Source organism: Micromonospora chersina (genome assembly GCF_900091475.1).
GTDB lineage: Bacteria > Actinomycetota > Actinomycetes > Mycobacteriales > Micromonosporaceae > Micromonospora > Micromonospora chersina.
This window is the reverse complement of record NZ_FMIB01000002.1, coordinates 5,556,624-5,578,545: the sequence shown is the minus strand read 5'-3', so window position 1 is coordinate 5,578,545 and position 21,922 is coordinate 5,556,624. Positions and strand designations below refer to the sequence as shown.

Annotated in this window: 25 protein-coding genes and 1 tRNA gene; 9 read left to right on the top strand and 17 right to left on the bottom strand. The window is 75.6% G+C overall.

Annotated elements, in window-relative coordinates:
* Positions 1 to 8: 8 nt before the first annotated feature.
* From GA0070603_RS26020 to GA0070603_RS26005, 4 genes are all read right to left on the bottom strand, one after another.
* The gene (locus GA0070603_RS26020; RefSeq protein WP_091319009.1) at positions 9 to 1,592 is read right to left on the bottom strand and encodes an ATP-dependent DNA ligase; all 1,584 of its coding nucleotides are present in this window, start codon (positions 1,590 to 1,592) and stop codon (positions 9 to 11) included.
* Positions 1,593 to 1,705: 113 nt separating this feature from the next.
* Positions 1,706 to 1,912, bottom strand: coding sequence for a hypothetical protein (locus GA0070603_RS26015; RefSeq protein ID WP_091319007.1), 207 nt, complete (start codon positions 1,910 to 1,912; stop codon positions 1,706 to 1,708).
* 78 nt (positions 1,913 to 1,990) lie between these two features.
* On the bottom strand, positions 1,991 to 3,343 hold the full coding sequence (locus GA0070603_RS26010; protein WP_208863079.1) for a dipeptidase: 1,353 nt from the start codon (positions 3,341 to 3,343) through the stop codon (positions 1,991 to 1,993).
* A 36-nt stretch (positions 3,344 to 3,379) separates the two neighbouring features.
* On the bottom strand, positions 3,380 to 4,033 hold the full coding sequence (locus GA0070603_RS26005) for a uridine kinase family protein (protein WP_244282610.1): 654 nt from the start codon (positions 4,031 to 4,033) through the stop codon (positions 3,380 to 3,382).
* Positions 4,034 to 4,144: 111 nt separating this feature from the next.
* Between GA0070603_RS26005 and GA0070603_RS26000 the strand changes: the two genes are divergently transcribed.
* Positions 4,145 to 4,546, top strand: a complete 402-nt coding sequence (locus tag GA0070603_RS26000) for a rhodanese-like domain-containing protein (protein ID WP_091319004.1) — start codon at positions 4,145 to 4,147, stop codon at positions 4,544 to 4,546.
* Between the two features lie 229 nt (positions 4,547 to 4,775).
* Here the strand turns inward: GA0070603_RS26000 and GA0070603_RS25995 are convergent, their stop codons facing one another.
* The 3 genes from GA0070603_RS25995 to ssb form a co-directional block, all read right to left on the bottom strand.
* The gene (locus GA0070603_RS25995) at positions 4,776 to 6,317 is read right to left on the bottom strand and encodes a cobyric acid synthase (protein WP_091319002.1); all 1,542 of its coding nucleotides are present in this window, start codon (positions 6,315 to 6,317) and stop codon (positions 4,776 to 4,778) included.
* Positions 6,314 to 7,327, bottom strand: coding sequence for a cobalamin biosynthesis protein (locus GA0070603_RS25990; RefSeq protein WP_091319000.1), 1,014 nt, complete (start codon positions 7,325 to 7,327; stop codon positions 6,314 to 6,316). Before GA0070603_RS25990 ends, GA0070603_RS25995 begins: the two co-directional genes overlap by 4 nt.
* 92 nt (positions 7,328 to 7,419) lie before the next feature.
* Positions 7,420 to 8,235 carry a single-stranded DNA-binding protein gene (ssb, locus tag GA0070603_RS25985; RefSeq protein WP_091318998.1) on the bottom strand — a complete coding sequence of 272 codons (816 nt, stop codon included), beginning with the start codon at positions 8,233 to 8,235 and terminating at the stop codon, positions 7,420 to 7,422.
* A gap of 290 nt (positions 8,236 to 8,525) precedes the next feature.
* Between ssb and GA0070603_RS25980 the strand changes: the two genes are divergently transcribed.
* Together GA0070603_RS25980 and GA0070603_RS25975 are read left to right on the top strand one after the other, a co-directional pair.
* Positions 8,526 to 8,936 (top strand): HPF/RaiA family ribosome-associated protein, encoded by a 411-nt coding sequence (locus tag GA0070603_RS25980; RefSeq protein ID WP_091318996.1) that lies wholly within the window; start codon positions 8,526 to 8,528, stop codon positions 8,934 to 8,936.
* A gap of 86 nt (positions 8,937 to 9,022) precedes the next feature.
* The gene (locus GA0070603_RS25975; protein WP_091318994.1) at positions 9,023 to 10,045 is read left to right on the top strand and encodes an alpha/beta hydrolase; all 1,023 of its coding nucleotides are present in this window, start codon (positions 9,023 to 9,025) and stop codon (positions 10,043 to 10,045) included.
* 10 nt (positions 10,046 to 10,055) lie between these two features.
* Here GA0070603_RS25975 and GA0070603_RS25970 read toward each other — a convergent pair whose 3' ends face one another.
* Entirely contained in the window at positions 10,056 to 10,847 is a 792-nt protein-coding gene (locus tag GA0070603_RS25970; RefSeq protein ID WP_091318992.1) for a hypothetical protein, read from the bottom strand.
* A gap of 117 nt (positions 10,848 to 10,964) precedes the next feature.
* On the opposite strand from GA0070603_RS25970, the gene GA0070603_RS25965 reads away from it, so the two are divergent.
* Positions 10,965 to 11,040, top strand: a tRNA-Arg gene (locus GA0070603_RS25965).
* Positions 11,041 to 11,053: 13 nt separating this feature from the next.
* Here GA0070603_RS25965 and GA0070603_RS32195 read toward each other — a convergent pair.
* The 6 genes from GA0070603_RS32195 to GA0070603_RS25940 all read right to left on the bottom strand — a co-directional run bounded on the left by GA0070603_RS32195 (position 11,054) and on the right by GA0070603_RS25940 (position 14,263).
* The gene (locus GA0070603_RS32195; RefSeq protein WP_244282609.1) at positions 11,054 to 11,257 is read right to left on the bottom strand and encodes a tyrosine-type recombinase/integrase; all 204 of its coding nucleotides are present in this window, start codon (positions 11,255 to 11,257) and stop codon (positions 11,054 to 11,056) included.
* An 11-nt stretch (positions 11,258 to 11,268) separates the two neighbouring features.
* Positions 11,269 to 11,451: a hypothetical protein gene (locus tag GA0070603_RS32190; protein WP_244282608.1), complete on the bottom strand. Its 183-nt coding sequence runs from the start codon at positions 11,449 to 11,451 to the stop codon at positions 11,269 to 11,271.
* A 488-nt stretch (positions 11,452 to 11,939) separates the two neighbouring features.
* Positions 11,940 to 12,308 carry a hypothetical protein gene (locus tag GA0070603_RS25955; RefSeq protein WP_091318988.1) on the bottom strand — a complete coding sequence of 123 codons (369 nt, stop codon included), beginning with the start codon at positions 12,306 to 12,308 and terminating at the stop codon, positions 11,940 to 11,942.
* Positions 12,305 to 12,700 carry a hypothetical protein gene (locus tag GA0070603_RS25950; protein ID WP_139131933.1) on the bottom strand — a complete coding sequence of 132 codons (396 nt, stop codon included), beginning with the start codon at positions 12,698 to 12,700 and terminating at the stop codon, positions 12,305 to 12,307. The genes GA0070603_RS25955 and GA0070603_RS25950 overlap by 4 nt, the downstream gene beginning before the upstream one ends.
* A 197-nt stretch (positions 12,701 to 12,897) precedes the next feature.
* A complete protein-coding gene (locus GA0070603_RS25945; protein WP_091318982.1) occupies positions 12,898 to 13,506 on the bottom strand; it encodes a dihydrofolate reductase family protein in 609 nt (202 codons plus the stop codon).
* A gap of 112 nt (positions 13,507 to 13,618) precedes the next feature.
* Positions 13,619 to 14,263, bottom strand: coding sequence for a class I SAM-dependent methyltransferase (locus tag GA0070603_RS25940; RefSeq protein ID WP_091318979.1), 645 nt, complete (start codon positions 14,261 to 14,263; stop codon positions 13,619 to 13,621).
* 63 nt (positions 14,264 to 14,326) lie between these two features.
* Between GA0070603_RS25940 and GA0070603_RS25935 the strand changes: the two genes are divergently transcribed.
* A complete protein-coding gene (locus tag GA0070603_RS25935; RefSeq protein ID WP_091318976.1) occupies positions 14,327 to 15,157 on the top strand; it encodes an alpha/beta fold hydrolase in 831 nt (276 codons plus the stop codon).
* Between the two features lie 170 nt (positions 15,158 to 15,327).
* Here GA0070603_RS25935 and GA0070603_RS25930 read toward each other — a convergent pair whose 3' ends face one another.
* The 3 genes from GA0070603_RS25930 to GA0070603_RS25920 form a co-directional block, all read right to left on the bottom strand.
* Positions 15,328 to 15,825 carry a hypothetical protein gene (locus GA0070603_RS25930; RefSeq protein ID WP_091318974.1) on the bottom strand — a complete coding sequence of 166 codons (498 nt, stop codon included), beginning with the start codon at positions 15,823 to 15,825 and terminating at the stop codon, positions 15,328 to 15,330.
* 281 nt (positions 15,826 to 16,106) lie between these two features.
* Positions 16,107 to 17,255 carry a hypothetical protein gene (locus GA0070603_RS25925; protein WP_139131932.1) on the bottom strand — a complete coding sequence of 383 codons (1,149 nt, stop codon included), beginning with the start codon at positions 17,253 to 17,255 and terminating at the stop codon, positions 16,107 to 16,109.
* Between the two features lie 63 nt (positions 17,256 to 17,318).
* Complete coding sequence (locus GA0070603_RS25920) at positions 17,319 to 17,762, bottom strand: Rv0361 family membrane protein (protein ID WP_091318969.1); 444 nt, start codon at positions 17,760 to 17,762, stop codon at positions 17,319 to 17,321.
* A gap of 82 nt (positions 17,763 to 17,844) precedes the next feature.
* Here GA0070603_RS25920 and GA0070603_RS25915 point away from each other — a divergent pair, with 82 nt between their 5' ends.
* The 4 genes from GA0070603_RS25915 (at position 17,845) to GA0070603_RS25900 (ending at position 21,855) form a co-directional block, all read left to right on the top strand.
* Positions 17,845 to 18,645: a class I SAM-dependent methyltransferase gene (locus tag GA0070603_RS25915; RefSeq protein WP_091318967.1), complete on the top strand. Its 801-nt coding sequence runs from the start codon at positions 17,845 to 17,847 to the stop codon at positions 18,643 to 18,645.
* A gap of 153 nt (positions 18,646 to 18,798) precedes the next feature.
* Positions 18,799 to 19,977, top strand: a complete 1,179-nt coding sequence (locus GA0070603_RS25910) for an ATP-binding protein (protein WP_091318965.1) — start codon at positions 18,799 to 18,801, stop codon at positions 19,975 to 19,977.
* Positions 19,967 to 21,169, top strand: coding sequence for a hypothetical protein (locus GA0070603_RS25905; RefSeq protein WP_091318963.1), 1,203 nt, complete (start codon positions 19,967 to 19,969; stop codon positions 21,167 to 21,169). The genes GA0070603_RS25910 and GA0070603_RS25905 overlap by 11 nt, the downstream gene beginning before the upstream one ends.
* A complete protein-coding gene (locus tag GA0070603_RS25900) occupies positions 21,139 to 21,855 on the top strand; it encodes a response regulator transcription factor (protein WP_091318960.1) in 717 nt (238 codons plus the stop codon). The genes GA0070603_RS25905 and GA0070603_RS25900 overlap by 31 nt, the downstream gene beginning before the upstream one ends.
* Positions 21,856 to 21,922: the final 67 nt, after the last annotated feature.

The window sequence follows — 21,922 nt, the reverse complement described above, 5'->3', positions numbered from 1 at the left end:
CCGGCGGGTCAGCCGGTGACCCGACCGGCGTGGATGGCCCGGACCGCGTCGATGGTGTCCGCCTCGGCGGCGGTCTTGTCGTCCCGGTAGCGCACCACCCGGGCGAAGCGCAGCGCCATGCCGCCCGGGTAGCGGCTGCTGGCCTGCACCCCGTCGAAGGCGATCTCGACCACCTGTTCCGGCCGGACCCGGACCACCCAGTCGCCCTTCTCCACGGCCAGCGCGAGGAAGCGCTCGGTCTGCCAGCGCAGCAACTCGTCGGTGAGCCCCTTGAACGTCTTGCCGAGCATGACGAACTCGCCGGTGCGCGGGTCACGGGCGCCCAGGTGCAGGTTGGAGAGCCAGCCCTGCCGCCGGCCGCTGCCCCACTCGACGGCGAGCACCACCAGGTCGAGGGTGTGCCGGGGCTTCACCTTCACCCAGGCCGCGCCGCGCCGGCCGGCGTCGTAGGGCGCGGCCGGGTCCTTGACCACCACGCCCTCCTGGCCGGCGTCGACCGCTGCCGCGAAGGCCGCGCCGGCCTGCTCGGGGTCGTCCACCTCGACGCGGCCGACGAGCAGCGTCGGGTCGACCGCGCCGGCCAGGGCGGCCCACCGCTCCCGGCCGGGCAGGTCGATGAGGTCCGTGCCGTCGAGGTGCAGCAGGTCGAAGAAGTACGGCGTCAGCACCGTCTCGCCGGTGCGCTCGGCCGCGGCGAGCACCGCGGGCGCCACCGGCGTGCGCCCGGTGGTGCTCGGGGTGGTGCGCCGGGCGGCCCGGCTGGAGGTCTCCTGGAACGGCAACGGCCGACCCTCGGCGTCCAACCCGATCGCCTCGCCGTCGAGCACCAGCTCCCGGGCGGGCAGCGCGCGGACGGCGGCCACCACCTCGGGCAGCCGGCCCGTGATGTCGTCCAGGCTGCGGGTGAAGACCGCGATGTCCTGGCCGGACCGGTGCACCTGGATGCGGATGCCGTCGAGCTTGACGTCCACCACCGCCGGGGTGCCCGTGGCGGTGAGCGCCTCGTCGACCGAGGGCGCGCTCTGGGCCAGCATCGGGGCGAGCGGGCGGCCCACCTGGAGGCCGAACCCGGCCAGCGCGGCCGCACCGCCGGAGAGCGCCGCGACCGCCACGGCCCGCAGGTCGCCGGCGAGCAGCAGGGCCCGCCGGACGGCCGTGACCGGCACGTCGGCGGCCCGCGCCACCGCCTCGGTGAGCAGGCCGGCCTGGGCGCCCTGGCGCAGCTCGCCGCGGAAGAGGCCGACCAGCAACCGCTGCTCGTCGGCCGTCGCCGCGGCGAAGAGCCGGCCGAGCAGCTCACGCCGCCGGGCCTGGGAGCCGGCGCCGCCGACCGCCGCGATCTCCTCGATCGCCGCGTCGACGCCGCCCACGGTCAGAATCGGCTCGGCGGCCGGCGGGGGCAGGTCACGCAGGCTCGCCCAGCCCACCCCGGTCTGCCGCTGCCGCAGCTCGCCGGCGAGATAGCCGGCGCCCGCGGGCACCTCGTCGGGGTCGAGCGACCGCAGCGCGGCGGCCAGCAGCTCCACCTTGGCCCGCCGGCCGCTGGTGGCGCCCACCGCCGCCGACGTGGCCGCCAGCTCAAGGAACCGCACGTGCCTCATCCTGCCAGCCACCCCCGACAGCGGGGCGGTTCCCGGGCGATCTTGGGGAGTTGGCGCCCCCCAGGAACGTCAACTCCCCAAGATCCCGGAAGCCGCGGGCCGGCTCAGGCCGAGACCGGCTCCTCGATCCGCAGCCCGCGGGCGCGCACCTCGTCGGCGACCCGGGTGAGCAGCGTGTCGAGCGCGACCAGCACGGCGGAGAGCTCGCCGAGCTGTTCCTTGAGCGTGTCCTCGGGCCACGCGGAGACATCGACGTCCCCCAGAGCACTGACGGCGGCCTGGAGCCGCGACATCTCGTCGTTCGTACGCATGTTCGAAAGGCTATAACACCCCGCCGCCCGACACACCGCAAACTCCGACATCGGCCCCGAAGTTACGGTTTCGACACCTCAGGGGCGGTTCCGGCCCGCCTCGGCGACCTTCGCCAGCAGCAGCGCCTCGGCCGCGCAGACCCGCGCGAACTCGCCCAGGTGCAGGCTCTCGTTCGGCCCGTGCGCCCGGGCGTGCGGGTCCTCCACGCCGGTCACCAGGATCGCCGCGGCGGGGAACATCTCCTGGAAGGTGGCGATGAACGGGATCGAGCCGCCCACGCCGATGTCGACCGGGTCCGTGCCGTCCCAGGCCTCCCGGAACGCCGCCCGCGCCGCGTCGAACATCGGCCCGGTGGCGTCGATGACGCAGGGCGCGCCGTCGTGCTCGAACGTCACCGTCACCTGCGCGCCCCACGGGGCGTGCTTCTCCAGGTGCGCGATGAGCGCCGCGTACGCCTTCTTCGGGTCGTCGCCCGGCGCCAGCCGTACGCTCAGCTTCGCCTTGGCGGCCGGGACCAGCGCGTTCGGCGCCTCCCCGGTGGCCGGGGCGTCCACGCCGAGGATCGCCAGGGCCGGCTTGGTCCAGAGCCGGTCGGTGATCCGGCCGGTGCCGAACAGCTCCGCGCCGTAGACCAGCCCGGCCTCGGCGCGGAACCGGTCCTCGGGGTAGTCGACGGTGGCGCCCTCGCGGCCGACCAGACCCTCGACGGCCACGTCACCGGCCTCGTCGTGCAGGGTGGCGAGCAGCTTCACCAGCGTGGTGAGCGCGTCGGGCACCGCACCGCCGAACATGCCGCTGTGCACGGCGTGGTCGAGGGTGCGCACCTCCACGAAGCAGTTGACGATGCCGCGCAGCGAGGTGGTCAGCGCGGGCACCCCGATGTCCCAGTTGCCGGAGTCGGCGATGACGATGACGTCCGACGCGAGTTCCTCACGGTGGGCGATGAGCAGCTGCTCCAGCGACTCCGAGCCGTACTCCTCCTCGCCCTCGATGAAGAGGACCACGCCGACCGGGAGCCGGTCGCCGAACGCGCGCAGCGCCGCGACGTGCGCCATGATGCCGGCCTTGTCGTCGGCGGCGCCCCGGCCGTAGAGGCGGCCGTCGCGCTCCACCGGCTCGAACGGGTCGGACTCCCAGAGCGACAGGTCGCCGACCGGCTGGACGTCGTGGTGCGCGTACAGGAGGACGGTGGGCGCGCCGGGCGGGGCCGGCTTCGTCCCGATCACCGCCGGCTGGCCGCCGGAGCGCACGATCTTCGTGTCGAGGCCGCAGCCGCGCAGCAGCTCGGCCACCGCCTCGGCGGAACGCTCGACGTGCGAGTGGTCGAAGCCCTCGAAGGCGATGCCCGGGATGCGGACGAGTCGCTCGAGGTCGGCACGGACGCCGGGCAGTTCCCGCTCGACGGCGGCCCGCACCTCGGACTCGGACATGATCGGTGAGGTCATGACCGGAATCGTATGCCGGCCTTACCTCGCCCCGCCGTCCGAGCCCGCCCCTCCGCCCCGGCGGACGTAGTAGCGGCCGGCGTCGTGCGGCAGGTCGGGGGCGCCGTCGACCACGAGGTCCACCGCGGCGCCGGTGCCGTCGGCGGCGAAGTGCGCCCGCTCCCCGGCGTGCCAGCGGCGCAGCTCGGGCAGGATCTCCGCGCCGTCGCGGGCGAGCGCCCGGGACAGCCGCAACCCGGCGGGCGCCGTGACGAGGACCGACAGGGTCGCCTCCGGCCGGATCGCCGCCCGCGCCGCGCTCACCCCCTCCACGATCAGCACCGGCCCGGCCGGCACCGCCACCGCCCGGTCCAGGAACCGCCGGCGCACCCAGCTGTACCGGCGGTAGGCCCCCGGCCGGCCAGCACGGACCGGTCCGAGCACCCACTCCTCCAGCCGGGGCCAGAAGGTGAACTGGTCGTCCCAGCCGTCGAGCAGGTCGTCGGTGCGGACCACCGGCGGGCGGGCGCCGCCGGGCAGCGCCGCGACGGCGTCCGCGAGGCGCGTCGCGAAGACGCTCTTGCCCGCGCCGCTCGGCCCGTCGACCACCACCAGTCGGGTACGCCCCAACCGCGCCGGCCCGGCCAGCACCCGCCGGGCCAACCCGGCGTACGCCTCGACCACCGCCACCGTCACCCGACCGACGCTAGCGAGTCCCTCTTCCGCTGGATCCTGCGGCACCAGCGGACCGTTCGCCGCGCGGTGCGGCGTCGCCGTGGGCATCATCGGGAGGTGCTCCATGACGTGATGAGTCCGGGCGTCGACGCCCTCCTCGAACAGGCCCGCGCCGGCCTCCACCGGCTCACCCCGCACGACACCGTCGAGGCGGTCCGGGCGGGGGCCCTGCTGGTCGACACGCGGACCGAGGCGCAGCGCCGCGAGCAGGGCGAACTGCCCGGGGCGATCGTCATCGACCGGACCGTGCTGGAGTGGCGGCTGGACCCGGCCAGCGCCTGGCGCATTCCCGAGTCGACCAGCTACGACCGCCAGATCGTGGTGGTGTGCCGCGAGGGCTTCAGCTCCAGCCTGGCGGCCGCCGGCCTCCAGGCGCTCGGCCTGCGCCTGGCCACGGACATGATCGGCGGCGTGCAGGGCTGGCGGGAGGCGGGGCTGCCGATGTCCGACCGCCCCGCCGACATCCGCTACTGACCCCGCCCGCGCCCGCCCCGGTCAGCCGGGTGAGCGCGGCCGGATGCGCTCAGCCGCTCGGCGCCCGACCCCGGTCAGCCAGGTGCGCGTGGCGGACCCGCTCGGCCAGTCGGCGCCCGAGCCCGATCAGCCGGGTGGGCGCGGCTGACCCGCTCGGCAGTCGGCGCCTGACCCGCTCATTCGGCCGGTGCGCCTGATCCCGCTCCGAGACTCGGCTTCACCGGGCCGCTCAAGCGGTCGGGGCGCCGGGCGGGATGAACGGCAGGCCCGGCGGCGGGCCGGACTCGATCAGCCGCCACAGCGCCTCGGTGTCGAGGTGCTCCTCGACCAGGTCGCCGAGCAGGTCGAGGGTGCGCTCCCGGGCGGCGGCGAACGCGGTGTCCGGGGCGACCTTGAACCCGGTCCGTCCGGCCAGCTCGGCGACCTCGGTGAGGAAGCGGCGGCGGAAGGCGTCGGACTCGAAGGCGCCGTGCCAGTGGGTGCCGTACACGGCGCCCAACCGGGCCCCCTCGCCAGTGCCGTCGGCGTAGCGGAGCAGTGGCGGCAGGCCCGGGTCGGCGGCGGAGACCTGGCCGTGGTGGATCTCGTAGCCGTGGACCGGGACTTCTCCGGCGGCGGTGCCGGCGGCGCGCCGGACCGTCTTGCGCGGGTCGAAGGTGATCTCGACGGGGAGCAGCCCCAGGCCGGGCACGCTGCCCGCCCGGCTCTCCACGGGGTCGTGGATGGCGCGGGACAGCATCTGGAACCCGCCGCAGATGCCGAGCAGCGGCCTGCCGGCGGCGGCGTGCGCCAGGACGGCGTCGGCCAGGCCGGTCTCCCGCAGCCAGGCCAGGTCGGCCACCGTCGACTTGGAGCCGGGCAGCACCACCAGGTCGGCGGCGGCCAGTTCGGCCGGCTCGACGGTCAGCCGGACCCGCACGCCGGGCTCGGTGGCCAGAGCCTCGACGTCGGTGGCGTTGCTGATCCGGGGCAGCCGGACCACCGCCACGTCGAGCCAGTCGGTGCCCCGCGGTGCCGCCGGCCGCCCGAGCACCCGCCCGTACGCGAGCGAGTCCTCCGCGTCGAGCCAGAGGTCGAGCGCCCAGGGCAGCACGCCGAGGGTGGGACGGCCGGTGACCTGGTGCAGCATGTCCAGCCCCGGCCGGAGCAGCCCCAGGTCGCCCCGGAACTTGTTGATCACGAAGCCGGCGACGAGGGCCTGGTCGGCTGGGTCGAGCAGCGCGACCGTGCCGAACATCGAGGCGAACACGCCGCCCCGGTCGATGTCGCCGACCACGATCGCGGGCAGCCCGGCGTGCCGGGCCAGCCCCATGTTCACGTAGTCGCCGGCCCGCAGGTTGATCTCGGCCGGGCTGCCCGCGCCCTCGCAGATCACCACGTCGTACTCGGCCCGTAGCTCGGCCAGTGCCGAGTTCGCGGTGGCGGCCAGCCGGGGACGCAGCTCGCGGAAGTTGCCGGCGGTGACCGTGTCGACCGCCTCGCCGAGCAGCACCACCTGGCTGGCGTGGTCGCTGCCCGGCTTGAGCAGGACCGGGTTGAAGCGCAGGTCCGGGTCGAGCCCGCAGGCGGCGGCCTGCATGGCCTGGGCGCGGCCGATCTCGCCGCCGCGCCCGTCCGGCCCGACCACGACGGCCGAGTTGTTGGACATGTTCTGCGCCTTGAACGGGGCGACCCGCACGCCCCGGCGCCGCAGCCAGCGGCAGATGCCGGCGGTGAGCACGCTCTTGCCGGCGTCGGAGGTGGTCCCGGCGACCAGCAGCCCGCCGCTCACCGCCCGCTCCCCGGTCGCGCCGCGCGGAGGGCGCGCAGCGCGCCGCGGCCGGTCGCACCGACCAGGCGACCGACCGTCACCGGGTAGGCCGCCGCGAGGCCGAGCGCGGCCAGGCCGACCGCGCCGGAGAGCCGGGCGGCCCGCTTCAGGTGCCGCGCCTCGGGCCGGGGCCCGTCCCCGAGGAACGGCCGGGTCTCCTCGCGTCCGAAGTAGACGTTGCGCCCGCCGAGCCGGACGCCGAGCGCGCCGGCCATGGCTGCCTCGCACTGTCCGGCGTTCGGACTCGGGTGGTCGTTGCGGTCCCGCCGCCAGACCCGCCAGGCGGCGGCGCGGTCCCCGTGCGCGGTCGGCGCCACGGCGACCGTGAGCAGCCCGGTCAGCCGGGCGGGGACCAGGTTGAGCAGGTCGTCCAGGCGGGCGGCCGGGGTGCCGAAGCGGGCGTACCGGGGTGAGCGGTGGCCCACCATCGCGTCGAGCGTGTTGGCCGCCCGGTAGCCGAGCAGGCCGGGCAGCCCGGCGACGGCGCCCCAGACCAGCGGGGCGACCACCGCGTCGGAGGTGTTCTCCGCGACCGACTCCACGGTGGCCCGGGCCAGTTCCGGCTCGTCGAGGGCCGACGGGTCCCGCCCGCACAGGTGGTTGAGCCGGCCCCGGGCGGCGGGGAGGTCACCGGCCTGCAGGGCCCGGGCCATCACCCGCGACTCGTGCCGCAGGGTGCGCCCGCCCAGCACCGCCCAGGTGCCGGCCGCCACCAGCGCGGCCCGGGCCACCGGGCGACGCCGCGTGGCCAGGCCGGCGGCAACCCCGAGCAGCACCGGCGCGCCGACCGCGAGCGCGGTGAACGCCGCTCCGGCCGACCGCTCGGGTCGGTAGATCCGCCGCTCCAGGGCCCCGGCCGCCCGGCCGAAGCCGGCCACCGGGTGCCAGTGCCGGGGATCGCCGAGCAGCGAGTCCAGCGCGTAGCCCGCCACCAGTCCCGCCGCGTTCGCCATGGCGGTCGCCTGCCGCACTCGTCACCACCTCCGGCCGGCCAGCCTAGTCGTACAGCGGGGTGGCCACGTCGGCGTCGCCACCCCGCTCCCCCGTGGCACGATCCCGCGGCCTAGGCGGGCACCGGGGTACGCCTGCGGCCCCGCCGGTTGCGACCGCTCCCGGCGCCGGCCTCGACATCGTCGGTCGAGCCCGGCTCGGCGGCGGCCGGCTCGGCGGCCAACTCGTCATCGCCACCCTCCGCGGCCAGTTCGTCGTCGCCGCCCTCCGCGGCCAGCTCGTCGTCGCCGCCCTCGGCGGCCAACTCGTCATCGCCGCCCTCGGCGGCCGGGCCGTCGGGCCGGTCGTCGAACGGATCCATCAGCCCGTCGAGGTCTCCGGGCGTCCCGTGCGCCCCGGTGGAGAGCCCGACCCGGGGGACGTCGAACTCCGGCGGGAACTCGTCGTCGAACGGCCGGTCGTCGAGCGACGCCGGGGCCTGCGCGTCCGGCACCGGCTCGGTCGCCTCGCCGTGCACCCGGCGCTCGGCCTCGGCGTCCTCCACCGTGCTGGTCGTCATGCCGGGGCGGTTGCGCAGGAACCGGGCCCGGCCGCGGGACAGGTCGTGCCCGACGGCGACGGCTTCCAGTTCGTAGAGGGTGCGGTGGTTGCCGGCGTCGTCGGTCCAGTCGCGGGTGTAGAGGCGGCCGGCGACGACCACCGGGTCGCCGACCGCCACCGAGGCGGCCACCCCCTCGGCAAGCTTGCGCCAGCAGTTCACCCGCACCCGCAGGCTGTTGCCGTCGACCCAGCGGCCGCTGTCCCGGTCGAGCCGGCGGGCGGTCGAGGCGACCTTGAAGTTGGCCACCAGGGTGTTGCTCTGGGTGGTCCGGCGCCATTCCGGCGCGGTCAGCACGTTGCCGACGATCGTGACGTACGTATCGAACATCGCCCCTCCCAAGGGGAACTCGGCTTGTCCGGCCGAGCCTCGCCCGGCGGGCGGACCCGGACCAGCAGCCCCCGGCCGGCCTGTGGACGACGGACCGGCCTGTGGACAACCCCCTGATCAAGGTCCCGTCTGCTAGGGACCACCGGCCCTACGGCGCTGACCTGCGACGAAACATGATCAAGACGCCGGCCGGCGAGGCGGTTCCGGACCCGAGCCGATTGGGTAAGGACTTGATCAACCGAGAGAAAGGGAGCGACGATGCTTCTCCGAGACGTCTGCGAGACCCGGCGATGAGCGCCGTGGCGAACCCCGCGACCGTGGCCGAGTGCCTCCGCGTCGGCGCCGGGTTCTCCCAGGGCGACCGGAACTGGATCGCGGAGCAGTTCGCGACCCTCGACGCCCGGCTCGCCGGGTTCCACGCCGACGCCACCGAGCTGGAGGTGTCGGTCAAGGACCGGAACGCCCGGGGACAGAAGGTCACCCTGGAGTGCTGGGTCGCGGGCCGGCAGAAGATCGTCACCACCTCCTCCGAGGAGGACCTGCACGCCGCGCTCAATGATGTCCGGGACGACCTCCGCCGCCGGCTCAACGACGCGAAGACCCGCCAGGAGCCGCGCCACAACAAGCACCTGCGCGAGACGGACCAGCCCGAGGGCGTCCCCGTGCAGGCCGCCGAGCGGGCCGACGCGGAGACCGCCTGAGATCACCCCGCCTCCGCCCGCGCCCGGTGCCGGCGGGCGGGGGCGGGGGCTACCGCCGGGTAGCGTTGCGGCGTACCGTCGCGGTCGTGGAACCGGACGTGCTGGGACCGCCCTACGAGCGGCAGACGATCGACCTGGGCACCGACGACGAGGGACGGGTCGTCGCCACCCTGGTCCGCCGGCGGGCGGAGCGCCCGACCGGCCGGGCCGTGCTCTACGTGCACGGCTTCGTCGACTACTTCTTCCAGACCCACGTCGCCGACTTCTTCGCCGAGCGCGGCTGGGACTTCTACGCGCTCGACCTGCGCAAGTACGGCCGCAGCCTGCAACCGCACCAGACCCCGAACTTCTGCCGCGACCTGAGCGACTACTTCCCTGAGCTGGACGCCGCCGCGAAGATCATCCGCGAGGACGAGGGGCACGACACCCTGCTCGCCATGGGCCACTCCACCGGCGGCCTGATCATCTCGCTCTGGGCGCACGCCCGCCGCGAGGCCAACCTGGTCGACGGCATCTTCCTCAACAGCCCGTTCTTCGACATCAACGCGCCCTGGCTGGTCCGTCGACCCCTCGCGGCCGCCGTCTCCCGGCTGGGCCGCCGGGCGCCGCAGCGCATCCTCCCCTTCGGCCTGGGCACGGTGTACGGCGAGAGCCTGCACGCCGACCACCGCGGCGAGTGGCGCTACGACCTGGCCTGGAAGCCGCTCGCCGGGTTCCCGGTGCGGGCCGGTTGGATCAACGCGATCCGCGCCGGTCAGCGTCAGCTCCGGGCCGGCCTGGACATCCCGGTGCCGGTGCTGCTGGCCTGCTCCACCCGCAGCTACCGGGGCACGAAGTGGCATGACTCGGCCACCCTCGCCGACGCGGTGCTCGACGTCGAGCACATGGTGCGCTGGGCGCCCCGCCTCGGCCGGCACGTCACCCTGGCCCGCTTCGACGGCGGACTCCACGACCTCACGCTCTCCGGCCCCGCCGTACGCGAAAAGGTGTTCGTGGAGGTCGGCCGGTGGGCGGACGGCTTCCTCGACACCGGGCCGACCGAGACGGAACCGGCGCCGGCGCCGCGGCGGCCGGCCGACGAGCCGGCCGGCGCGAGCGCGGAGGGCTGAGCCGGACGGGTCAGCGGTAACCGGCGGTCGCCGCGGAGAGGGCCGACCGGATCCGGTCGAACGTCGCCACCGGGTGCCCGCCGGAGGTGGCCGGCAGCAGCAGGCCCAGGCAGCGCAGCGCCACCTCGCCCTCCGGGCCGGCCTCGACGCCGAACACCGGCGCGCCCGCGTACCCGACGGGCAGTTCGGTGGTGACCCGCACCTCGTCGCCGTGGCGCGCCACCCGCTCGATCACCGCCTCCAGCGGCCGCGACCCGTCGTCACCGACGCCGAGCGCCAGCACGAACGCCGACCGGGGCTCCGCGCCGACCCTGGCGACCGCCTCGGCCGGCGCCGCCACCGCGTCGGTCACCTGCTGGGTACGCCAGCTCCAGCCCCGGTCCTCGGCGTACCCGTAAAGCCCGCCGATGGGCATGGCGGCCAGGCCGATGTCCGGCAGATCCAGCCACCGGTCCGCGAAGTCGGGCAGCTCGACCGGCTCCGCGGCCGCTTCCGCCGGCTCGGTGACGCTCGGCCGCAGCCCGATCTCCCCGTACGGCGCCCGGGTGGTCGCGGAGGCCGTGAGCAGCCACTCGTGCACCACCTCCCCGTCGTCGGTGGCGCCGATCAGCTCGCTGTAGAAGAAGGCGGTGCCGAAGGTCGTGGCCGGCGCGCCCGGCCCGCCGGACCCGTGCACGGGCAGGATGGCGCGGCCGAGCAGCTGGCACAGCTCGTAGGCGCAGGCGTTCTCGGTTTCCGGGTCGAGCAGCACGACGCCGAGGTTACTGACCCGTCCGGCGCCGGTGGCCCGTGACCCGGACATCCGGGGTGCCCGCGGCCGCCGGGCCGTGGGACGCTGAGCGGCGACGTGGCCGCGACCACCCGTTCCCCCGGCCAGCCCGGGGTCGGCGGTACCCTCTTGGCGCGACACCGTCGACGCGCGCCCGTAGCTCAGCGGATAGAGCAGGGGACTTCTAATCCCAAGGCCGCAGGTTCGAATCCTGCCGGGCGCACCACCGTCACCTCAGGTCAAGGGTCTGCCGCTCCCAGCCCAGTCAGTCGCCACCGGTCCCCGATGTCCGGCAGGACATGGGCGTAGGTGTTCATGGTCAGCCCGATCTGGCTGTGACCGAGCCCCTTCGTCACCGGCCGAGGTGAGGCACCGGAGACGAGCAGGAACGTGGCGCACGCGTGCCGCAGGTCATGCGGCCGAAGCCGGTCGAGGCCGGCCACGCTGGCGGGTATCAACGGCGTTTCCAGCCCCGTGGCTTCGCTAGCACGATGATCAGGGTGCCGAGCGGACCCCACAAGCTGGGCACGAAGTACGGCCGATGATCCAGGCCTTTGCGGTTGACCAGCCTCTGGTTCAGCCGGAGGAAGGCGAACACTGCCGCCAACCAAGCGAGCGGCTCGATCAGTCTGCCCACCAGTCTCCATCCACGTCGTCAGCCAGGACGCTACGCCGAGGCCCCTGGTCTGGCTGAGTTGGAACGATCGTCGACGGGCTGGGCATCGCCTTGGGTGGTGTGATCGCTGCCGCGCAGCGGAGCTGCTCGCCCCTGAGCCGCGTGGGCACGGCCCGCGGTTCGATGACGACGAGGACCAGTGCGTGACCCATCCCCCGGGTGGTGGCCGAGGTTCGAACGCCCGCCTGGCTTGCGAACCCGTCAAGCCCCACCCCGACGGTGCTTGTCCGCGGCTTCGATCGCGTGCAGGACCGCTAGACGGATCACCCAGTAGAGAACGAAGACGCTCAGGGCGTAGAAGAGAACGGCGGCAAGTGTGGCATCCATGATCGTGAACCATAGGGATCACCTGCCAGTGCCGCTACAGCCATTCGTACAGCCGAGACCACCCGCAGACGCCGACGTCAACGGCCTTCTGCTTTCCGAGAGTTCGGCAGGGGCCGGATCACTCACGGTGCCTCAGCGGAGTCAGGCGGCGGGGCGGCAAGGGGGCCGGTCCGTCCCGGGCCGGTGAACACGGCGGCGAGCAGCAGTGCGAAGCCGACGACGGATGTGGCGGTCAACCCCGTCTGCACACGGTCCGCGAGGTCGATGATCTTCCCCAACTCGGCGGCGGTCGCGCCGGCGAGGGCATCGCGGATGTAGCTGAGGAGGATCATGGAACCGAGCTTGGCTGCGGACAGTGCGGTGAAGGCGCAGATCGCCAGGCCAGCCACGCGGCCGAGCCGGCGCCGGAGTCCGACGGCCAACACCAGTCCGATCACGGAGACGCATGCGGCGGGCGCGAGATGCAGGTAGAGGACAAGGTTGTCGTTCATCGGGACCGTCCCACCGGCGTGGGGTGGGAAGACCGGGCCACGAAGACGGCGATGGTCACGTAGATCAGCCCCACCAGGTCGAGGACCAGCAGAGCGATGTCGACCGGCATCTGCATGGCCCGGGTGAGTTCGAGTCCCGCGGGCGACACGTTCGGGCTCGCTTCCGTCATCGGGAACCCGTAGCCGCTCCGGGACAGGCTCCACAGCTGCCAGGCGACGCCTGCGAGGCTGGCCAGAGCGAGGAAAGCGAAGCCGATGACGGCGGTGGAGGCGGCCGCACCGAGGCGTCGCCGGAAGGCGATCGTGACGAGCAGGCCCGCCACGAACATGACCGCCTCCGGCATCGAGGGCAGCACGAGCCGGAACGCGTCACGCCAGAAGAAGTCACTCATGGGCACTCCCTGCCTCACCGGGTGGATCACTGTAGGCCTCCGGTGGGCCGACGCGCTTCCCCCTCGCGTTGTGTTCGGCGGCGGTCACGAAGCTCAGCCCGAGCCGACCGGGTGGAGGGCCCCACACGGCATGACGTAGCTGGCTGACCCTCGCCCGCGGCGATGCCGGTCGACGGTCTCTCCACACGGGAGCGCCGTCAGACGGCGCCGAAGGTCGGCGTGCCCGCGCTGTCGTAGGTCAGCATGGTCACCCCGGTGCCGGCGGTGCGGGTGCCGGTCAGCCGCAGGCCGGTCGGGGGCACGCCGTCGGCGAAGAGTCGCTGTCCGCGTCCCAGCACCACCGGGAACACCAGAAGCTGGTACGTGTCGATGAGCCCCTCCCGCATCAGCCACCGGGCGAGCGCGCCGCTGCCGTGCACCTGGAGTTCGCCGCCGGGGCGGTTCTTCAGGTCGGTGATCGCGGCGGCGAGGTCGCCGTCGAGGCGGTGCGAACCCGCCCAGGTCAGCTCGTCGTCGCGGGTGGTGGCGACGTACTTCGGCAGCCGGTTGAGCGGGTTGTCCGGGCCGCCCTCTGCCGGGTCGGTCACGTGCGGCCAGTAGGCGGCCATGATGTCGTAGGTGCGGCGGCCGAGCAGGAGGGCCTCGGCCCGCTCGAAGGTCTCGCCCATCCACCCGCCGACGGTCTCGTCGAAGTGCGGCGGCAGCCAGCCGCCCAGGTCGAAGCCGCCGGTGCGGTCCTCTTCCCGGCCGCCGGGGGCCTGCATGACGCCGTCGAGGGTCAGGAAGGTGGTGATGGTGAGCCGCATGATGGTGCCTCCTTCTCCGGGACCGGCTCCGCGCCGGCTTCCACCCTGCCGACGGCCAGGGATCAGCCGATTCGACAGGCCGGCCGGACTGAGTCTGTGACGTGGGCCACACTCAGGGCTTGCGGGCGAACAGGTACGCCGCCGGGTGGCGCTGCCCCTCCCCCGGCGCCTGCCACATGGTGGCGGTCACGGGGAGACCCGCCGCCGCGAGCAGCGCGGCGATCCCCTCCGGCCGGGCGAAGTGCACGTCGAGCGGCACCGGGTGGCCGTAGGCCCGGTCGCGGCGGACGTGCTCGTCGTCGCCGCCGTGGAAGCCGAGCAGCGCGTGGCCGCCGGGGGCGAGCACCCGGTGGAACTCGGCGAACACCCGGGGCAGCAGCTCGCGCGGCGTGTGCACGATGGACCACCAGCTGAGCACCCCGCCGAGCCGCCCGTCGGGCAGGTCCAGCGCGGTCATCGAGCCGACCTCGAAGCGCAGTTCCGGGTACGCCTGTCGGGCCAGCGCGACCATCCGTGGTGACAGGTCGACGCCGAACGCGTCGACGCCCAGGTTCGACAGGTGGGCGGTGACGTGGCCGGGGCCGCAGCCGAGGTCGGCCACCGGCCCGCCGGCGGCGCGGGCCCGTTCGGCGAAGGCGCCGAGCAGCGCCCGGTCCAGCGGCAGCTCGGACAGTCTGGCGGGGACCAGCGCGGCGTAGTCGACGGCGACGGTGTCGTACGCCCCCCGGGTCTCGGTCAGGTGCGCGGGCTCGGTCACGGCCCGACCGTACCGGCGAAACGCCGGGCGGCGGCGGGCGCGGGGCCGACGTACCCTCCGCCCATGGTGACCGAGACGGACCTCCGCCTGGGCGACGGCCGCACCCTGCACGTCTACGACACCGGCGGGCGGGACCGGCTCGCCGTCTTCTGGCACCACGGCACGCCGAACATCGGCGCGCCACCCGCGCCGCTGTTCGCCGCGGCCGACCGGCTCGGCCTCCGCTGGGTCTCCCACGACCGTCCGGGCTACGGCGGTTCGACGCCGCTGCCGGGGCGCGACATCGCCTCCGCCGCTGCCGACGTCGCGGCGGTGGCCGACGCGCTGGACCTCGACCGGTTCGCGGTGATGGGCCACTCCGGCGGCGGTCCGCACGCCCTGGCCTGCGGCGCGCTCCTGCCGGGCCGGGTGGTCGCGGTGGTGGTCGGCGCCGGCCTGGCCCCGTACGGCGCGGCCGGGCTGGACTGGTTCGCCGGCATGGTGCCGGCCGGGGTGGCCTCGCTGCGGGCGGCCGTCGCGGGACGGGCGGCCAAGGAGGCGCACGAGGCGTCGGGCGCCGCGTACGACCCGGAGTTCACCCCGGCCGACCTGGCCGCGCTGCACGGCGACTGGTCCTGGTTCGACGGTGTGGTGGGTCCGGCCGTCCGGGGCGGTCCGGGCGGGCTGATCGACGACGACCTGGCGTACGTGCACCCGTGGGGCTTCGACCCCGCCGGGGTGACGTCGCCGGTGCTGCTGCTGCACGGCGAGCGGGACGGGATCGCCCCGGTGGCCCACGCCGCGTGGCTGGCGGGTCGCTGTCCCGCCGCCGAGCTGCGCCGCTACCCGGAGGACGGGCACATCTCGGTGCTGCGCCACGCCGGGTCGGCGTTGGAGTGGCTCCGCGATCGGTAGGCGGACATGGGTGAGGCGGCGGCCGGGGGGCCGGCCGCCGCCTCGCCGCGCCGGATCGGGCGCGGGTTCGCGAGATCGCACGGAGGACCGGGGGGGAAGGTCGTCCGGGCGAACCGCGGTACCGACGCCGGGCGGGTGGGGGGGTGAAGTGACCCGCCCGGCGCCGGAGGTCAGTGGGTGGGCCGGGCGGTGGGCTTGTTGCCGCCGGGCCGCTCGGTCGGGGTGACCGTCGGCCGGCTGTCCGGCCGGCCGGCCGGGTGGCTGGGGGTGACGGTCGGCCGCGCGGGCCGGCCCTTCTCGGCGGCGAGCAGCGTGTCGCAGTACGCCGCCACCTTCTCCTTGTCGCCCGCGGTGGTCACCAGCGCGCGGAACGCCGGGTTCTCCAGCGCCTTGCCCGGGTTGTCGCCCGCGCCCGCCCGGTACGCCCGGCAGAGGCCGACCAGGTTCGGCGACGGGCTGCCCTTGGCGTCGGCCGGGCCCTTGCCCTTGCCGTCCGTCGGGGACGGCGTGCCGGTGGCGTGCGCCGACGGCTTCGCGGGCCGGTCGGCGAGCGGACCGGGCAGGGTGCCGGTGGCTGCGGCGAGGGCGACGCCACCGCCGGCGGTGACGGCGAGGACCACCGCTCCGGCCTTGAGGGTGAGCAGTTTCGCGAGGACGAACTGTGACATCGGTACGGCTCCGTTGTGGGGGGGTGTGAACACGGACCTGCCGCTCGGCGTGCCTCCGGAACAGCGCGCTTCCCGGCGCGCACGCCGGGAGGCGGGACCGCGGCACGGGTGACCGCCGACGCCTCGGGCGGCGCCACCGGGTGACCGGTCGGCTACGCCACGAACGCGCTGGTCACGGGTTCCGTGCCGTCGTTCCGTGCCCCTCAGCGCTCGTCCCCCGCGGGATGTCACACCGCTACCGCGCGGCGGCGCGATCCGACGGAACGTGACCGCGCGGGCCGTCAGGGCGTACGGGGGCCGATGCCGTCCGCGGCCGAGGGGGCGGCCAGCAGACCCACCTGCCGCCCGATGAACCGGTACGCCACCTGCTTCGCCGCCCAGAGCAGGTAGCCCCGGTCGGCCTCGGCGATGCTCCGCCCGTCGGCGTGCCCGACGCTGCTCAGCAGCACCCAGCTCCCGGTCGTGGAGTTCACCGTGATGGTCTCGCCACCGGGTGTCCCGAGCTGGGCGGTGCCGCGGGGGAGCCGGCCACGCCGGTCCCGGGCCGCCCGCTCGCTGGGGTAGAGCACCGCCGCCAGGTGGACGACCGCGTCGCTGTCGTCGGTGGTGTAGCTGACCCGGACCGTGCGTACGCAGCCGTCCAGCGCGTCGCCCGCGAGCACCCCGGCGCAGCCGCGCAGGTCCGTCCCGCCGGTCCGGCGCAGGGTGTCCCCGGCCGCCCGGAAGGTCCGCTCCGGCATCGCCTCGGCCACCGTCACCGGCGCCGCCTCGGCCCGGGCCACCGCCACGGCGAGGGTGCCGAGCAGGGCCGCCGCCACGAGGGCCGGCCCGATGGGGCCGCGGCCCGCCCGCGGGCGGGCCTCCGCCCGGACGGTCAGGGCGATGACGGCGACCACGGCCAGCCCGGCGCCGACTCCGCCCCAGCGGATCCCGGTGGCCGTCGCCCCGGCGGCCGGACCGTCGAGGAGGAGGTACAGGGAGGAGCGGCGGCCGGGCACGTGCACCCAGGCCACCAGCAGGAACGCCAGCCCGACCAGCACGGCGGCGCCCCGGGCCGGCACGCTGAGCCGCGACCACAGCACGACGGCCACCACCGCCCACACGACCGGGAGGATGATCACCAGCCAGCCGACGACGGCCATGCCGGTGCCGGTGCAGCCGGTCCAGGCACAGGCGCTCTCGTCGATCCGGGCCCGCAGGTCGTCGCCGAACACGACGCGCAGCGCCACCAGGGCGACGATGCCGGCGGGCACGAGCAGGGTGAGAGGGCCGGACCGGGCGGCGCCGGCGGCCGGGGGAACCGGCTCGCCGCCGCGTACCGGATCCGGGTCCGCCGCGGCGTCCGGACGCTCCGGTCCGGCCGTCATCTCCTCGGCCGCCCGCGCGACCAGATCCTTCGACCGGCGGCGCCCGCCCCTGCTGCTCGACATGGCAGCGAGGCTAGGACAGCGGCGCACGCGGGTCCGCCGACGGGCGGGCGGCCCGCCGACCGGTCACTCGCACACCCGCCACCCACCGTCCTCCTTGACCAGGACGAACGCCTGCGTCACGGTGGTGCCGCTCTGCGGGGTGAAGCGCACCTGCGCCGACCCGCTGACCCGTCCGTTGGTGTTCGTGACGTTCACCCCGACGATGCGGTATTCGGTCAGCGGCTGGGCGGACTGCTGCCGGACGAAGTCCTCCTGGCTGACCCGGGCGCGCACGCGTGCGCAGAGCTGGCCGTACGCGGTCGGGTAGTCGCGGGCGACCAGCGCGCCGGCGAACCTGTCCACAGTGGCGTGCGCGGGCCCGGTGGCCTCCTTCGCGGTGTGGTAGATGGCGAAGCCGCCGACGACACCGCCCACGCAGCAGAGCGCGAGCACCACGCCGACGACGGTGAGCACCACCCGGGTGGTGTTCGATTTCCTGGGCGGCACCATGGCCGGCTGGTACGTCATAGCCGCAGGGTAGGAGCGTCGCGCCAGCGGTCCGCCCGGTAAACCGGGTGACGTGCCGGGGCGTGGCGTCCACCATCGACCGATGCCGCAGCATCGACCCGCCGAGCCCGACATCCACCGCTACTACACCGAGGTCTTCGCCGAGGCGGACCGGCTGGACCGGTCGCCGCAGGGACGGCTGGAGGCGCGCCGCACCCGGGACCTGCTCGCCCGGCTGCTGCCCCCACCGCCGGCCGAGGTGCTGGACATCGGCGGCGGCCCCGGCGCGTACGCGGGCTGGCTCGCGGCGGCCGGGCACCGCGTGCACCTGGTCGACCTGGTGCCGGCGCACGTGGCGGCGGCCCGGGCCGCACACCCGGGCATCACCGCGACCGTGGGCGACGCCCGGGACCTGCCGCTGCCCGACGCCTCGGCCGACGCCACCCTGCTGCTCGGCCCGCTCTACCACCTGACCGACCGGGCCGAGCGCGTGGCCGCGCTGCGCGAGGCGGCCCGGCTGACCCGGCCCGGCGGCCCGGTGCTCGCGGCGGCGATCAGCCGCAACGCGGCGCTGATCGACCTGACCGCGCAGGGACGGGTGGACGACCACAACCGCCCGCTGCTGCGCGAGGCGTACGCCACGGGGGTGAACGACCCGCGGACCGGCTTCACCACGGCCTACTTCCACCGCCCGGAGCAGGTGGTGGACGAGTTCGTCGCGGCCGGCCTTCCGGCGCCCGCGCTGTACGGGGTGGAGGGTCCGCTGTGGCCGGTGCTGAACGCGCTGGGCACCGGCCCGGCCGAGCGGCTCTTCGCCGACGCGGTGGCGTGCGCCGAGGCGTTCGAGCGGGATCCGGCGGTGCTCGGGGCCAGCTCACACCTGCTCGCGGTGGCGCACGCCTGAGCGGGTTGACGCCGGCCGGCCGCCGCCGGGAAATCGGTACAGCGACGCGCCGCGTACCGAGGGTGACCGGTTGCCTGCGAACATGCTATTCTCCGGCGTCGATCTAGGCCGTGCGGACCCGACCGGGTCGCTGCCGGAAGGACACCTCCCCCGATGCCGGTCGTTGCCGCCACGACCCTGCCGCCGTCCCCGTTGGACCGGCCGGCGGGCGGCGCGTTCACCCTGATCTTCACCACCCTGCCGGCGCTGCTCCGGCTCACCTGCGGCCCGGTCGCCGCGGTGGTCGCGCTGGCCGTGCGCACCCCGCCCGTCCGGATGGCCCTGCTGGTCCCGGCGGTCGTCGCGCTCACCGCCTGGTCCGTCTGGTACGCCGTCCGCGCGTTCCGGCACGGGATCACCGGCGTGCTGGTGGCCGGCGACGTGGCGCTGACCACCGCCACCGCGCTGGCGATCCCCTGGCTGGTGGCGCCGGAGGTGCTGCCCGGCGAGGGCAGCTGGGTCGCGGTGCTCGCCAGCACCACCGTGATCAACGCGCAGGCCACCGCCCCGGCCCGCTTGTCGGTCCCGGCCGGGCTGCTGGTCGCCGCCGCTTACGCGGCCGGCGCCACCGTGGCCGGCAACCCGGTGGAGGCGCGGGCGCACGCCGGGTCGCTGCTGGTGCAGACCGGCTGCGCGGCGGTGATGACCGCGGTGATGCGTCGCCGGCTCGCCAACGCCGACGCCGCCTTCGCGGACTTCCAGCGGCTCTCCCGCGAGGCGGTGGTGGGGCGGGCGGCCCGGGAGGCCGAGCGGCGGCAGAACCGCGACCTGCACGACACCGTCCTCGCCACGCTCACGATGGTCGGGCTCGGTGCGGTGTCCGGCCCGTCGGCCGCGCTGCGCGAGCGGTGCGCCGAGGACCTGCGTACCCTCACCGCCCTGGCCGACGCGCGCTCGGCGCCGGCGGCCGGCGCGGTGGCCCTGGACGAGCGGCTGCGGGCGGTCCTGGCCCGGCTGCCCGAGCCGGCCGTGACCGCGACGCTCGCGCCGTGCCGGGTGCCCGCGCAGGTCGCCGCGGCGCTCGCCGACAGCGCCGCCGCCGCGCTGGCCAACGTGGCCCGGCACGCCCCGGGCGCCACCGCCGCGCTGCGCCTGGCCCGGGACGCCGCCGCCGTGGTGGTGGAGGTGGCCGACGACGGCCCCGGCTTCGACCCGGCCACGGTCCCGGCCCACCGGTACGGCCTGCGCGAGTCCATCCACGGCCGGATGGCCTCGGTGGGTGGCCGCGCGGAGGTGACCTCCGCCCCTGGCGCCGGCACCCGGATCCGGCTGGAGTGGTCGGGTGTCCACTGAGTCGGGAGCGGTCGTGGCCGGCACGGCGGCCCGGCCGGCCGTGCGGCAGCGGGCGCCGGAGCACGCCGGTCCGGAGGTGGCCGCGACCGCGGCGCACGCGGTCGCCGACGCCTCGGACCGGGGCGCCCGGATCGTCGCGGTGGTCATCGCGCTGGCCTGGCACCTGGCGATCGGGCTGCCGGCGCTGCTGGGCTCCTGGTCCCGGCTGGCCGCCCCGCCGGTGGTCGCCGCCGGCTGGCTGGTGACCGCGGCGGTCGGCGTCGGGACCGGCGTACGCCTGCTGCGCGGCGGGCTGCCGCCCGCCCGGCCGCTGGCGGCGGCGCTGCTCGTGGTCGACGCGACGGTCTTCGCGGCGGCCGGCGAGCGGCAGCTGTTCACCGCCGCCAACTGGGTGTGGGGCGGGCTGGCCTGGTTCTTCCTGCTCGTGCTCTGGCGTCGGCCGCTGGGGTGGCTGCTCGCGCTGCTGGCCGCGCACGCGACGATCGCCCTGGCCGCGGTGGCCCTGCACGGCGCCACCGCCCCGGCCGACCTGAGCCGCTACGCCATGTACGTCTACGGCACCTCGTCGCTGCCGGTGGCGGTCTTCGCCGGGGCCTCCGCGATCGCGACGCTGGCCCGGGACCGCGCCGGCACCGCCGCGGCGGCCCTGGGCGTGGCCGCGGAGCGGGAGGCGGCGGAACGGGCCCGGCGGGAGCGGCAGGCGCGGCTCGCGCTGGTCAGCGGCGCGGCCGAGGAGGTGCTGGCGGCCCTCGCGGCCGGCGACGCCGACCCGGGCGACCCGGCGGTACGCCACCGCGCGGTGCTGGCGGCGGCCCGGCTGCGCCGGCTGATCGCCGAGTCGGACGACGTGCCGGATCCGCTGCTGCACGAGCTGCGTGCCGCCGCCGACCTGGCGGAACGGAACGGCCTGCCGATCGAGCTGGTCGCCGTCGGGGTGCCGCCGGAGCTGCCGGTCGAGGTCCGCCGGCGGTTGGTCGACCCGCCGACCGCGGCGCTCGCGGGCGCCCGGGGCTGGGCCCGGCTGACCGTGGTGGTCGGCCCGGACGAGGTGGTGGTCAGCCTGGTCACCCCCGATCACGAGGGGCCGGACGCGACCGGCCCACCGGGTGGGGACGGGGACGGGCCGGTGGAGCACCTGCACGAGCGGGACGGGGAGATCAGATGGACGCAGACCCGGTGGCGGAGGACGTGACCGGCGGGCAACCGATCGGCGTGGCGATCGTGGACGACCATCCGGTCGTGGTCGACGGGGTACGCGCCTGGCTGGCCGGCGAGCCGGGGCTGCGCGTGCTGGCCACCGGTGACGACCCGGACGTGGTGCTGCGGGCCGCCCCGGAGGCCCAGGTGATCCTGCTGGACCTGCGGCTGCACGGGCGGATGGTGCTGGACAAGCTGGCCGAGCTGAGCGCGGCCGGCCGCCGGGTGGTGGTCTACTCCGAGCACACCGACCCGGAGACCATGCTGGCGGCGCTGGACGCCGGCGCCGTGGCGTTCCTCGCCAAGCACGAGGGGCGGGAGCACTGCGTGGCCACCGTGCTCGCCGCGGCGAACGACCGCCCGTACGTGCCGCCGGCGCTGGCCGGTGCGATCGTGGGCGACCCCCGGCCGGACCGGCCGACCCTGTCCGACAAGGAGCGCGAGGCCCTGCTGCTGTGGTTCCAGTCGATGTCGAAGGCGTCGGTGGCGCGCCGGATGCGGATCAGCGAGCACACCGTGAAGCAGTACGTGGACCGGGCGCGGATCAAGTACACCCGGGCCGGGCGGCCGGCCGCCACGAAGGCGGCGCTCCTCGCCCGGGCGATCGAGGACGGCCTCGTCCGGCCGGAAGATATCGGCATCTACCGGTCACAGGCGTCCGCCGACCGGCCGACCCCCTAACGGGTGTCATGACAGCCGCACCCGCGTCGGCCAGGCTCGACGTATCGCCAACCGCCATCGGGAGGTC

Excerpts from the sequence above, each read along its gene's own strand:
- GA0070603_RS25930 (WP_091318974.1), bottom strand. The coding sequence starts at position 15,825 with ATGTCACAGTTCGTCCTCGCGAAACTGCTCACCCTCAAGGCCGGAGCG.
- GA0070603_RS25910 (WP_091318965.1), top strand. The coding sequence starts at position 18,799 with ATGCCGGTCGTTGCCGCCACGACCCTGCCGCCGTCCCCGTTGGACCGG.
- GA0070603_RS25950 (WP_139131933.1), bottom strand. The coding sequence starts at position 12,700 with ATGAGTGACTTCTTCTGGCGTGACGCGTTCCGGCTCGTGCTGCCCTCG.
- GA0070603_RS25935 (WP_091318976.1), top strand. The coding sequence starts at position 14,327 with ATGGTGACCGAGACGGACCTCCGCCTGGGCGACGGCCGCACCCTGCAC.
- GA0070603_RS25915 (WP_091318967.1), top strand. The coding sequence starts at position 17,845 with ATGCCGCAGCATCGACCCGCCGAGCCCGACATCCACCGCTACTACACC.
- GA0070603_RS25945 (WP_091318982.1), bottom strand. The coding sequence starts at position 13,506 with ATGCGGCTCACCATCACCACCTTCCTGACCCTCGACGGCGTCATGCAG.
- GA0070603_RS25925 (WP_139131932.1), bottom strand. The coding sequence starts at position 17,255 with ATGTCGAGCAGCAGGGGCGGGCGCCGCCGGTCGAAGGATCTGGTCGCG.
- GA0070603_RS26010 (WP_208863079.1), bottom strand. The coding sequence starts at position 3,343 with ATGTCCGAGTCCGAGGTGCGGGCCGCCGTCGAGCGGGAACTGCCCGGC.
- ssb (WP_091318998.1), bottom strand. The coding sequence starts at position 8,235 with ATGTTCGATACGTACGTCACGATCGTCGGCAACGTGCTGACCGCGCCG.
- GA0070603_RS26000 (WP_091319004.1), top strand. The coding sequence starts at position 4,145 with ATGAGTCCGGGCGTCGACGCCCTCCTCGAACAGGCCCGCGCCGGCCTC.
- GA0070603_RS26015 (WP_091319007.1), bottom strand. The coding sequence starts at position 1,912 with ATGCGTACGAACGACGAGATGTCGCGGCTCCAGGCCGCCGTCAGTGCT.
- GA0070603_RS25900 (WP_091318960.1), top strand. The coding sequence starts at position 21,139 with ATGGACGCAGACCCGGTGGCGGAGGACGTGACCGGCGGGCAACCGATC.
- GA0070603_RS25970 (WP_091318992.1), bottom strand. The coding sequence starts at position 10,847 with ATGTCCGGGTCACGGGCCACCGGCGCCGGACGGGTCAGTAACCTCGGC.
- GA0070603_RS25920 (WP_091318969.1), bottom strand. The coding sequence starts at position 17,762 with ATGACGTACCAGCCGGCCATGGTGCCGCCCAGGAAATCGAACACCACC.
- GA0070603_RS25955 (WP_091318988.1), bottom strand. The coding sequence starts at position 12,308 with ATGAACGACAACCTTGTCCTCTACCTGCATCTCGCGCCCGCCGCATGC.
- GA0070603_RS25980 (WP_091318996.1), top strand. The coding sequence starts at position 8,526 with ATGAGCGCCGTGGCGAACCCCGCGACCGTGGCCGAGTGCCTCCGCGTC.